10 protein-coding genes are annotated in these 12,153 nt (G+C 59.6%); 3 read left to right on the forward strand and 7 right to left on the reverse strand.

The genetic code is table 11. The features are described from left to right. Window positions 1-4: 4 nt before the first annotated feature. The 6 genes from J2857_RS13400 to J2857_RS13425 form a co-directional block, all read right to left on the reverse strand. Window positions 5-838 (reverse strand): NAD-dependent epimerase/dehydratase family protein, encoded by an 834-nt coding sequence (locus J2857_RS13400; RefSeq protein ID WP_210010638.1) that lies wholly within the window; start codon window positions 836-838, stop codon window positions 5-7. Beyond that, window positions 835-2,058, reverse strand: coding sequence for a class I SAM-dependent methyltransferase (locus tag J2857_RS13405; RefSeq protein ID WP_210010639.1), 1,224 nt, complete (start codon window positions 2,056-2,058; stop codon window positions 835-837). Before J2857_RS13405 ends, J2857_RS13400 begins: the two co-directional genes overlap by 4 nt. After that, window positions 2,055-2,615: a dTDP-4-dehydrorhamnose 3,5-epimerase family protein gene (locus tag J2857_RS13410; RefSeq protein ID WP_210010640.1), complete on the reverse strand. Its 561-nt coding sequence runs from the start codon at window positions 2,613-2,615 to the stop codon at window positions 2,055-2,057. Before J2857_RS13410 ends, J2857_RS13405 begins: the two co-directional genes overlap by 4 nt. Beyond that, on the reverse strand, window positions 2,612-3,694 hold the full coding sequence (gene rfbG / locus J2857_RS13415; protein WP_210010641.1) for a CDP-glucose 4,6-dehydratase: 1,083 nt from the start codon (window positions 3,692-3,694) through the stop codon (window positions 2,612-2,614). The genes J2857_RS13410 and rfbG overlap by 4 nt, the downstream gene beginning before the upstream one ends. Then, window positions 3,676-4,449 (reverse strand): glucose-1-phosphate cytidylyltransferase, encoded by a 774-nt coding sequence (rfbF, locus tag J2857_RS13420; RefSeq protein WP_210010642.1) that lies wholly within the window; start codon window positions 4,447-4,449, stop codon window positions 3,676-3,678. The genes rfbG and rfbF overlap by 19 nt, the downstream gene beginning before the upstream one ends. A 99-nt stretch (window positions 4,450-4,548) precedes the next feature. Beyond that, complete coding sequence (locus J2857_RS13425) at window positions 4,549-5,796, reverse strand: glycosyltransferase family 2 protein (protein WP_210010643.1); 1,248 nt, start codon at window positions 5,794-5,796, stop codon at window positions 4,549-4,551. Between the two features lie 330 nt (window positions 5,797-6,126). Here J2857_RS13425 and fliP point away from each other — a divergent pair, with 330 nt between their 5' ends. Beyond that, window positions 6,127-6,864 carry a flagellar type III secretion system pore protein FliP gene (gene fliP / locus J2857_RS13430; RefSeq protein ID WP_046630710.1) on the forward strand — a complete coding sequence of 246 codons (738 nt, stop codon included), beginning with the start codon at window positions 6,127-6,129 and terminating at the stop codon, window positions 6,862-6,864. Between the two features lie 58 nt (window positions 6,865-6,922). Here the strand turns inward: fliP and J2857_RS13435 are convergent, their stop codons facing one another. Then, the gene (locus J2857_RS13435) at window positions 6,923-8,863 is read right to left on the reverse strand and encodes a glycosyl transferase (protein WP_210010644.1); all 1,941 of its coding nucleotides are present in this window, start codon (window positions 8,861-8,863) and stop codon (window positions 6,923-6,925) included. Between the two features lie 328 nt (window positions 8,864-9,191). Between J2857_RS13435 and J2857_RS31250 the strand changes: the two genes are divergently transcribed. After that, window positions 9,192-10,457, forward strand: coding sequence for a flagellin (locus J2857_RS31250; RefSeq protein ID WP_210010645.1), 1,266 nt, complete (start codon window positions 9,192-9,194; stop codon window positions 10,455-10,457). Between the two features lie 256 nt (window positions 10,458-10,713). Then, window positions 10,714-11,979: a flagellin gene (locus tag J2857_RS31255; RefSeq protein ID WP_210010646.1), complete on the forward strand. Its 1,266-nt coding sequence runs from the start codon at window positions 10,714-10,716 to the stop codon at window positions 11,977-11,979. The last annotated feature ends 174 nt before the right edge of the window (window positions 11,980-12,153 follow it).

The following is a 12,153-nucleotide window of genomic DNA, read 5'->3' on the forward strand; positions in this document are numbered from 1 at the left end:
GTCATCACCTCGTTAATCCTACAACGCAGGGAGGATCCACCAGATTGTCGGGACGGGCGCCGAATCGCAGGAGATCGCGTCGACCATACTCGTCGGCCAACCGCTCGGCTATCTGCCGCACGGTGACCGGAATTCCGGAACAGATGTTGGCTGCTCCCGTTTTGTCGCCAAGTCCGATGTCGGCGATCTGCCTTCCTGCTTCCCGAACGTCCAGGAAGTCGCGGATCTGGTTGCCGCTGGTCAAATCCACCGGTTTGCCTGCGGCAAGCTGCGTCCGAAGATAGGGAAACAGCCGTCGCTCGTCCTCGCCCTCGCCGAAAAGATAGAAGAGCCTGCACCAGGCAAAGCTGATCCGGTGCAGCGGCAGCCATTGCGACAGGGCCAGGAATGCAGCGGCCTTCGCGCCGGCATAGGGACTGATCGGACGCAGCGGCGTATCGGTGGCGAGCATGCCGGCCGAGACGTCGTATTCGAAACACGTTCCCACGCCGACGAAACGCTTGACGCCCGCAAGAGCAGCGCCCTGCGCCATGCGCAACGTACCTTCGAGGCAAACGATATTTTCCGCCGACTGCAGATATTTGCCGGCCTCCGCATACCAAGCGACATGCGCGACCGTATCGACGCCGTCGAGGGCCTTCGCCCACCATTCGACCGGCTCGCGGAACAGGTCCGGCGTCCGCACGATGCTCTCGACAGCGGAGAGATCGCCAAGCCGGCTTTCCGCCGATCCTTCACGTAGGATCACCCGCACGCGCGCACCGGATTCCGTCAGCGCCCGCAGCACCTGCCGGCCGACAAAACCTGTTCCCCCGGTGAGCAGGACGAGTGGCGTCATATGATCTTCAATTCCGGCACGGCCGTTACGAACCTGGTGCCCTGATCGGCAAGCGAAGCAAGCTGCTGACGGACTTCGGTCGCGATGTTCCAGGGCAGGATCATCACATAGTCCGGCCGGCGCGCGACGATCTCGTCCGGATGCAGGATCGGAATGTGGCTACCGGGCATGAACTTGTTCTGCTTGGCCGTGGCGGCATCGCAGACATAGGGCAGCAGGTCCGGCTTGACGCCGGCAAAATTCAGAAGCGTGTTGCCCTTGGCAGCGGCGCCATAGGCTGCGACCGTCTTGCCCTCGCGCTTGGCGTCCAGCAGGAAGGCCAGGGCATCGTTCTTGACCTTTTCGGCCTTGGCCTGGAAGTCGGCATAGATCGCCGGCGCCTGAAGGCCGCGGCGCTGTTCTTCGCCGAGCAGCGCGGTAACGGCTTCGGTTGTCTGGCGCGAATCACCTGCATGGCAGCCATAGACGCGCAGGCTGCCGCCATGGGTCTGCAATTCCTCGACGTCGAAGATGCGCAGGCCCGCCGCTTCGAAGATCTTTCCGACCGTGAAGAGGGAAAGATAGGAGAAGTGCTCGTGATAGACCGTATCGAACTGGTTGTGTTCGATGAGCCGCATCACATGCGGAAATTCGAGCGTGACTGTACCGCCGGCCTTTAGCGCCGCCTTCAGGCCGCGCGTGAAATCGTTGATATCGGGCACATGAGCATAGACATTGTTGCCGAGGATAAGGTCGGCACCCTTGCCTTCGCCGGCCAATTGCTTGCCAAGCGCCTCCCCAAAGAACTCCCTGCGGACCGGGATGCCGAGCGCCTCGGCGGCTTCGGCGGTGCTCGCCGTCGGCTCGACGCCGAGGCAGGGTATGCCAGCCTTGACGAAATTCTTCAGGAGATAACCGTCGTTCGATGCGACCTCGATGACCATGCTCTCCCGGCCGAGACCGAGCCGGGAGCTGATCATTTCGACATAACGGGCTGCATGGGCGAGCCAGCTCGTCGATGCGCTGGAGAAATACGCATATTCGGCACTGAAGAGTGATTCGGCCGAGGCATAATCCTCGGTCTGAACCAGCCAGCATTCCTCGCAGACCTGCAGCCTCAAGGGAAAATAGACTTCCGGCTTGGACAGGTCCTCGGCGGTCAGATACGCATTGGACGGCGGCGCGAAGCCGAGGTCCAGGAAATCGCAGCGGAGGGCGGTACCGCAGTGGCGGCAGTTCATGGCGTCAGTCCCGTGAATTGTGATGTCAGGTATGGATGGCCGCGATCCCGATCCGACATTTCGGTGATCTCCAGCGGCCAGCTTATGTTGAGAACCGGATCCTGCGCGTTCAGCGCACCTTCGGAGCCGGATGCATAGGGCATTGAATGGAAATAGAGGAGTTCGCAGTCGTCGGTCAGCGCCTGGAAGCCATGCGCGAACCCTTCCGGGATTAGCAGCGAGCGCCGGTTCTCCGCGGAAAGCTCCTGGGCATGCCACTTCAGGAAGGTCGGCGAATCATGCCTGAGATCGACGGCGACATCCCAGACTGCGCCGCGCAGGCAGTTGACGAGCTTCATCTCCGCATGCGGCGGGTGCTGGAAATGCATGCCGCGCACCGTGCCCATACGCGCCGTCATCGTGAGGTTGATCTGGGCGATCGGTTTTGCCCAACCCGCCGGCGCCAGTTCGTCGGCGCAGAACATGCGCGACAGGAAACCGCGCGAATCGCCGAGGATCTGGCGTTCGACGAGTTTCAGGCCGGCAAGCGGCAGGTCGGTCACGGTGAAGCGGCTCAAGGGCGTGCCTCGTATTCGGCGATTTCGGCTTCGCAAAGCGCGCGGGCGCCGGCGCCGTCATGCTGCGCACGATACCATTTCATGGTCCGGTCGACGGCTTCCGCCAGCGACCAGCGCGGTTCGACGCCCAGCATATGCCGCGCCTTGGCAGTTTCCAAGGCAAGCCAGCCGGCCTCGTGCGGGCCTTCAGTGCCGTCGCCATATTCGACTTCGCCGCGGCCGTAGGAGGCGCGGGCAATCTCGATGACCTGGCGCACCGGCGCGGCTTCATGGCTGATCGGGCCGAAATTGAAGGCATCGCCGATCGCCGGATCGACCCATAGCCGTTCGGCAAGCACGAGATAGGCCGAAAGCGGCTCGAGCACATGCTGCCAAGGGCGCTTCGCCTCCGGCCGCCGGACGCTGAGCGTATTGCCGGACTGCCAGGCGCGCACCGCATCCGGCAGCAGACGGTCAGCCGACCAATCGCCGCCGCCGATCACGTTGCCGGCCCGGGCGCTGGCGGCCGCCACGCCTTTTTCGCGCAGAAACGAATCTCGATAGCTCGCAATGACGATCTCGGATGCCGCCTTGCTGGCGCTGTAGGGGTCGTGCCCGCCGAGATGATCCGTCTCCCGGTAGGGGAAGGCATGTTCGAGGTTGCGGTAGACCTTGTCCGTGGTGATAGCGACGACGACGCGCGCCTTTGGGACCGAACGGACCGCTTCGAGCAGGTTGGCCGTTCCGAGCACGTTGGTCGCGAACGTGCCGAGCGGATCCTGATAGCTCGGGCGCACCAGGGCCTGGGCGCCGAGATGTATCACGATCTCTGGCGATGCGGAACGTACCAGTTCGGCAAGCTTGGCGGCGTCGCGGATATCCTGGAAATGACTTTCCTTGAGATCAGGCCGTGCGAGTGCAAAAAGACTGGGCTGCGTCTCGGGCGGCAAAGCAATGCCGGTGACCTCGGCGCCGAGACGTCCGAGCCAGATCGAAAGCCAGGCGCCCTTGAAACCCGTATGCCCCGTCAGAACAACGCGTTTACCCGCCCAGAAACCGCGGTCCGGGCGAGCCCCGCCGCTCACGGCCAGATTTTCCATGGTGCTTTTCCGGAGGCCCAAAGGTCTTCGAGAAGGTTCTTCTCGCGCAGCGTGTCCATCGGCTGCCAGAAACCTTCATGCTCGTAGGCCATCAGTTCGCCCATCGTGGCGAGGTTCGCCATCGGCGCAGACTCCCACGGAATGTTGTCGCCCTCGATGAGGTCGATGCATTTCGGCGAAAGCACGAAGAAACCGCCATTGATCATGCCGCCATCGCCGCGCGGCTTTTCGACGAAGCCGGTGACCTGGTTGCCGGAGCGTTCGAGCGCGCCGTAACGGCCCGGCGGGTGGACGGCGGTGACCGTCGCATTCCTGCCATGCGAACGATGGAAGCGGACGAGTTCGGTGATATTCACGTCGCTCAGGCCGTCGCCATAGGTGAAGCAGAAGCTTTCCTCGTTGCGCAGATATTCGGAGACGCGCTTCAGGCGGCCGCCTGTCATCGTCGCTTCGCCAGTATCGATCAGCGTGACTTTCCAGGGCTCGGCGCTGCGGCGATGGACCTGCTTTTCGTTATAGGCCATGTCGAAGGTGACGTCCGACATGTGCAGGAAGTAGTTCGCGAAATACTCCTTGATGACGTAGCCCTTGTATCCGCAGCAGATGATGAACTCGTTCACGCCGTGGGCGGAGTAGAGTTTCATGATGTGCCACAGGATCGGCCGTCCGCCGATTTCGATCATCGGCTTGGGCTTGAGATGCGTCTCCTCGGAGATGCGGGTTCCCAACCCACCGGCGAGAATTACAGCTTTCAATTCCGTCTCTCCGTAACTGACGGCTTATCCATTGAACGACGACCGCCAGCAAACCATGCGAATAGGCTTCTCTGGCGATCGGCTAAACGCCTTCATGCGCTAGAGCAAAATGGTCTTGATCAGGTCGTCCTGGGCAAACACGAGGTTCGGCAAATAACCCATTTCCACGAAACGGATGCGCTCTTCCGGCAAGTGTACCAGGATCGCCGTATTCTCGAGTTGCGCGGGCGTAGGTTCCGCCGGCTCGTCGATGATCTCCAGTCGCGAAGGCAACCTTACCCTTTGGAGCCGTTCCTTGAGGGTTACGATGTCCGGATATCCGGAGATGACGAGGTTCTCGATACCTGCAGTTACCCCCAGCTGCCAGGAAAGGGTCTGCAGCGCCGTTGCAAGCAATCCGCCTTCCTTGAAGGACATGACCTCCGGATGCTCGTCGAAGCCTCCGAAGACCATTCTGGTATAGACCTCGTACGCCTTCACATATTCGCGCATGCCGACGAGCAGTCGCATCGAGACGGCCATCCGCTGCAGCGTGAAGTTTCTGCAGAGATGCTCCTGGGTCGCGCGTTCGTCGGGCGAGGTGCCGACCTTGCCGCGTTTGGATGCGAAATAGAGGAAGTATTCCAGGCCGCCGCGGTACTGGTCCCATCCGGTCGCCGCGATCTGAGCGCCCCCCTGAACACGATCGCGTTCGACGCCGGATGCGATGACCTGACGATAGAAGGGCGTCTTGCGGAAAGCGATGTCACCCTGGTCCAGGAAGTGGGCAAGCATGGGGAAGGGGTAGAAGCAGATATCCCTGGGAACCCATGAGGACCGGAAAGCGCTGGCGCGGTAGATACCGATTTCAGGGAAGATGTGGCCCCGGAACATATAGTTGAAAACTTCGGCGAAGCTTTTCTGCGGAAAAACCTTGTCTTCGTTGACCGTGTAGAACAGTCCGCCCTCGACTTCGTTGATGCCGTCATACATCGCCCACGGCGCATGGCAGACCGTAATGTTCGGATTCTCATCGAGGTAAGCAACGATATTGGCGACTTCCTGCGGGATCAGGCGATCGTCGTCGGCGAGGTAGAGGAGGTATTCGCCGCGTCCCAGCCGCAGGGAGCTGCTCATGTTGGGGATCATCCCCACATTCTCCGCACCCCTGACATACCGGATCGGCATTCCCCGCTCGATGAATTCCTTGGCGACCGCGCCGGTATTGTCCGTCGAGGCGTTGTCGGAAATGACGATTTCATAGGGGAAATCGAAGCGGAAATCGCGATGGCACCGTTCCAGGCAATCGTGAAGGTGTTTCTCACGGTTGTAGGTGGGGATGCATATGCTGAGTTTGATGGAAGTCACCGAATTTCCTCGACCTGATTTGTTCGAAAACGCACCGGGTTCGCCGCAAGCAAGGGACGCTCAGCGGCGGATGTTCCGAGGCGCTTCCGATCGACGTGAGAGCCGGCATGGGGCTTTTCCAGGCTCTGTACGTCCATTAGCTATTCCTGGATTGAGGCTATTCGACCAGACTTGCGCCAGGCTGAATGAAGATCGCGTCGGCAACCCAGGCATTGGTTCGACTAGAGCGGCGTCCTTTCTGTGTACGACTCCCCGCACCCGGCCCACAGGTGTTGACCTGCATTGGTCAGGGTGACTATCGAAGATGACGCAAAGGACCTTCGTGATCGCATGATTCGGCTGATCTACCTGTTCGTCGCTCTGATGGCGGCACCCGGGCTCGCGCTCGCCCAGCAATCGCCTGCGGATCTTCTCAATCTGCCGGTCGATGGTTCCGCAGCCGCGTGGATCATCCGGACTTTCGGGCTGTTGACGGTTCTCTCCGTCGCCCCCGGCATCCTGATCATGGTCACGAGTTTTCCACGGATCGTGATCGCCTTCTCGATCCTGCGCTCAGGCATGGGCCTGTCGACCGCGCCGTCGAACATGATCTTGGTTTCCATGGCGCTGTTCATGACGTTTTACGTCATGTCGCCCACCTTCGACAGGGCATGGAACGAGGGTGTCCAACCGCTTCTTCAAAACCGGGTCACCGAGGCGGAGGCGGTTCAACGGATCGCGGAGCCGTTCAGGGTGTTCATGTCCGCCAATACGCGCGACAAGGATCTGGAACTCTTTGTCGAAATCGCCCGTGAGCGAAACCAGTCCGTTGGTACGCCGCAAGCCGTCGATTACCGCGTCCTGATCCCAGCCTTCATGCTCTCGGAAATACGGCGCGGTTTCGAGATCGGTTTCCTGATCATCCTGCCGTTCCTGGTCATCGACATGATCGTCGCGGCAATCACCATGGCTATGGGTATGATGATGCTACCGCCGACATCGATCTCGCTGCCCTTCAAGATCCTTTTCTTTGTCCTGATCGACGGCTGGAACCTGCTGGTCGGGAGCCTGGTTCGTTCCTTCAATTAGCTGGCAGCAGAGCTGCTGAAATGGAAACGGCGGGGGATCCCCGCCGTTTCCATTCGCATCAGTTACTGCGGGAGCTGAAGGGGCCTTCCCGCGGCGGAAGGGCCGGGACGCTGAAGTGGTCGGGCTTGATCTTGGCCTTGGCCCGGTCCGCCATCATCGTGTAGGCGGTCTCAAGATGCCGGCAATAGCGTTCGGCGTCGAACAGCGGGTGCGTGAAGCGGTTTGCCTCGAGCCGTTTCCGGACCTCTTTGAGCTCCTCGCGGTTGTTGTAGTAGTGGACGGCGCGGCGAACGAAGTCATCCTTGTCCTCGGCAACCATTTCCGGAAGGCCCAGGGCATTCAGCAGGCTTTCGCTGACGCGCGACGCAAAGTTCTTGCCCTTGTGCGTCAGCATTGGAAGCCCGGCCCAGAGCTTTTCCGAGGTCGTGGTATGGCCGTTGTAAGGATAGGTATCGAGACCGAGATCGGTCAGGCCGATACGGTTGATATAGGCCGCGTAGTTGTTGACGCGATCGCCGAACATCAGACGGCTCTCGGGGATTCCCGCTTCCGCAAAGGCCTTGATCAGGTTCTTTCGAGCACCGAACCGTTCGCGGCAGATCAGGAACAGATAGCTCTCCGGGGTTTCCTTGAGGACGCGTACCCAAAGGTCGATGGTTGCGGGCGTGAATTTCCAGTGGCTGTGGAAGCACGAGAAGATGAAGGCGTCCTGCGGCATGTCGCAGAGCGCCCGATCGATCGGCTGCGGCATCGGGCGGTGAACCGCTTCGTTCGGGAAGAACGTCTCGGGCATCCAGCAGATCTTCTCGTAATAATGCGGGAAGGAGCTTTCCGGAACCACCGTGCTGTCGGCGATGAGATAGTCGATGTCGACGTTGACCACGGTGCCCGGATAGCCGAGCCAGGTCACGTGCACGGGCGCGGTCTGCCGGTTCATCACGAATACCCGGTTTTCCGCAGTGTGCCCCTGCAGGTCGACGAGGATGTCGATATTCTCGGCCTTGATGGCTTCGGCCGCCTCGTCATCCGTCATGCCCCGGATCCGGACAACCCTGCCCCATTCCTCGCGGATGGCGTTGTTGTCGTTGCGCAGCCGTTCGGCAGGAGCGTTGCAGAAGAGCGTGATGTCGAAACGGCTCTTGTCGTGCGATTCCAATATGCCGCGAAGCGCCTTCATGACGGCGTGTTCCGTCCAAAGGTCGGCAGAGAGATAGCCGATGCGCAATTTATGACCCCAGCGATGCGGCATGTTATGCCTTTTCGAGGCGGCATTCTTGGGCTTCCGTTCACCCATTCTGGCGCCTGCAATGGCGTTCGTCTTTTCATCGTCGCACCAGCGCAGATTGAAGAGCGATACCTCGTCGGCAACCGCTTCGAATTCGCCCCTGGCGATTTCCTCGAATTGGATAGGCTCGTATTTGCGGATGATATCGTAATCGAGGGCGTCTCTCATAGCTGAGAGATAGAAATTGCGCACGATCCGATCCTCGGGATCTTTCTCGAAGATCTCCAGGATGCACTTGTTCTCTTCGTCGCTGCGATCCTGGAGCCGGATCGAGCGGGCAGCGAGCTGGCGGTGTGTCGGCTCGTCGCTTCTTGCCAGCGTATTGCGGAAAGCTTCGGCGCCTTCCAGTTCCTGGCGCATCAGAGCGCCGGACATCAGGACAGCCATGTCCGGATCGGCAATCGCCTCTTTGAGGTTGCGCGCACCGAGGCGCAGGACGTTGATGTCGTCGTTATTGGAGAAATGAAGGCGCATGGCTTCGCGCGTGTACTTGAGCTTATGCGGAGATTCCATCTCGCCGGCAATTTGGAAAGCCTGAGCGGCCTCGGTCTTCATCTTGAGCTTCAACAGGGTGGCGCCCAGGAGTGCGTAGTGCCTCGGATCCTTGTGAACATCCAGCAGCTTGTTCAGGATGCCCAATACATCGTGATATTCTTTTTTGTCGAAGTGATTTTGTGCTGCGACGTATTGCCGTTGTATCTTCAGGGGTTTCAAGGCTTCCCGCTCCAGTAAAGTTGTGCCGGCGTCCCGGCAAATCGGCTTCACCGCGCATCGTGGCAAGCCAAGCTTGCATGAAGCCGACCTCCCTTAACCGGGCTCCTCGTATACCTTTCGTTAATTATGCTGGTCGAACGGTTTCCGGGTTCTCGTTCTGTTTAAAGAACTTAGCAAGGAATTGCTGCGAGATTTGCCTCACACGACGGGTTTGGTGTTCCTTCGGAGCGAAGGTACCGAGTTGGCATGATGCCGGACCGAAGTGCCGGTAATATAATCAGTCCGGTATGTCCCCCTCCAAGTATTTAGTTCAAAGGGACAATCAACTATGGCTAGCATTCTCACCAACGTGTCGGCGATGGCCGCGCTTCAGACGCTGCGCGGCATCAGCAACGACATGGAATCGACGCAGAGCCGCGTTTCTTCCGGTCTGCGTGTCGGTTCTGCTTCCGACAACGCCGCCTATTGGTCGATCGCGACCACCATGCGTTCCGACAAGGGTTCGCTCTCGACGGTTCAGGACGCACTCGGCCTCGGCGCCGCCAAGGTCGACACTGCCTATTCCGCCATGGAATCGGCCATCGACGTCGTCACCGAAATCAAGAACAAGCTGGTTGCCGCTTCCGAACCGGGCGTCGACAAGTCCAAGGTCCAGGAAGAAATCACCCAGCTGCAGAGCCAGCTGAAGAGCATCGCTTCCTCCGCTTCGTTCTCCGGCGAAAACTGGCTCCAGGCTGAAATCGGCGGCACTCAGAACGCGACCACGGGCGTCATTGATGCCGGCACCGCAATCACCAAGCAGCTCATCGGTTCGTTCGTTCGCGACAGCGACGGCAATGTCTCGGTCAAGTCCGTCAACGTCGTCCTCGACGAGACCAACGTCCTGTTCGACTTGAGCGGTGGCCGCGGCGGCCTTCTCGACCAGAACGCCCTCAACGGTTTCCGCGCCATCAACTTCGACGACGGCACGACCAACCACAAGGAATACTTCGGCAAGATCAACACGTCGGCGATCTATTCGACCACTGCCCAGTGGAAGGACATCGGCGGCGGCGTGTTCATGAAGGGCGACACCAACGGCGTCTACTCTTCGGGCTCCAACGGCACCTACATGATCAAGGTCGGCGGCGCTTACATCGACGCAGTCTACACCACCAAGGGCTACGACTTCTCGGCTGGTGCGACTGCGACGGCCGGCATCAAGTACGGAGCGGATATCTCCGTTTCCGACCTCGACATCACCAAGCTCGAAGATTACCGCGACTCCAGCGGTGTCAGCTACCTTGGTCTGGGTACCAAAGCCAGCGATGAGGATCTCATGCAGGCACTGACCTCGTTCGTCGACGGTCAGCTGGAAGCGATGGGCAGTGCTGCGGCCAAGCTCGGCGCCGTATCGAAGCGCATCGACATGCAGTCGGACTTCGTCTCCAAGCTCACCGACTCGATCGACAAGGGTGTCGGCCGACTGGTGGATGCGGACATGAACGAAGAGTCGACCAAGCTCAAGGCACTGCAGACCCAGCAGCAGCTGGCGATCCAGTCGCTCTCGATCGCCAACTCCGACTCGCAGAACATCCTGTCGCTCTTCCGTTAATCGAACCAGGGAAAATGGCGCGGAGGCTGACCGCGTTATTGACCTTCAAAAAGAGCCGCGTCCGAATTCGGACGCGGCTTTTTTATTCTCTCTGGTTCGCTTCAATGTTCCTTAATCATATTGCTGCATTCTTGGGCCATCGAAACGGTGAGTTAACCAAGAAAATTAAATGGTTAACAAGCATGATGCTGACCGCGTTTCCCGGTGTAATCCGGAATGTCCCTTCCTACAATTAGCCATTCAAGGGGCAATCAATATGACTAGCATTCTCACCAACGTTGCAGCTATGTCTGCTCTGCAGACGCTGCGCGGCATCAGCAACGACATGGAATCGACGCAGAGCCGCGTTTCTTCCGGTCTGCGTGTCGGTTCTGCTTCCGACAACGCCGCCTATTGGTCGATCGCGACCACCATGCGTTCCGACAAGGGCTCGCTCTCGACGGTTCAGGACGCACTCGGCCTCGGCGCCGCCAAGGTCGACACTGCCTATTCCGCCATGGAATCGGCCATCGACGTCGTCACCGAAATCAAGAACAAGCTGGTTGCCGCTTCCGAACCGGGCGTCGACAAGTCCAAGGTCCAGGAAGAAATCACCCAGCTGCAGAGCCAGCTGAAGAGCATCGCTTCCTCCGCTTCGTTCTCCGGCGAAAACTGGCTCCAGGCCGAAATCGGCGGCTCGCAGAGCGCGACCACCGGCATCATCTACGCCTCCAGCGAAATCACCAAGCAGCTCGTCGGTTCGTTCATCCGTGATGCCGACGGCAACGTCGCGGTCAAGACCATCAACGTCCTCCTCGACGAACAGAACGTCCTGTTCGACTTGAGCGGCGGCCACGGCGGTCTTCTCGACAGCAACGCCCTCAACGGTTTCCGTGCCATCAACTTCGACGACGGCACGACCAACCACAAGGAATACTTCGGCAAGATCAACACGTCCGCCTACTACGCCACCAATGCTCTCTGGAAGGATATCGGCGGCGGCGTGTTCATGAAGGGCGACACCAACGGCGTCTACTCTTCGGGCTCCAACGGCACCTACATGATCAAGGTCGGCGGCGCTTACATCGACGCAGTCTACACCACCAAGGGCTACGACTTCTCGGCTGGTGCGACTGCGACGGCCGGCATCAAGTACGGCACGGACATCTCCGTTTCCGACCTCGACATCACCAAGCTCGAAGATTACCGCGACTCCAGCGGTGTCAGCTACCTCGGCCTCGGCACCAGAGCCAGCGATGAAGACCTCATGGCTGCACTGACCTCGTTCGTCGATGGCCAGCTCGAAGCGATGAACAGCGCGGCTGCCAAGCTCGGCGCGGTCTCGAAGCGTCTCGATATGCAGACCGACTTCGTCTCCAAGCTGACGGACTCCTTCGACAAGGGTGTCGGCCGACTGGTGGATGCGGACATGAACGAAGAGTCGACCAGGCTCAAGGCACTGCAGACCCAGCAGCAGCTGGCGATCCAGTCGCTCTCGATTGCCAACTCCGACTCGCAGAACATCCTGTCGCTGTTCCGTTAATCGATACAGGGAAAATGGCGCGGAGGCTGACCACGCCATGGACTTAAAAAAGGGCCGCGTCCGAATTCGGGCGCGGCTTTTTCAATTTCCTAATCGCTTTTCTCAATTTCCCGATCGGCTTCAATATTCATTAACCATATTGCGGTTACCTAACAGCATCGAAACAGTGAGTTA

Origin of the sequence: Neorhizobium galegae (assembly GCF_017877055.1) — a bacterium.
GTDB lineage: Bacteria > Pseudomonadota > Alphaproteobacteria > Rhizobiales > Rhizobiaceae > Neorhizobium > Neorhizobium galegae_D.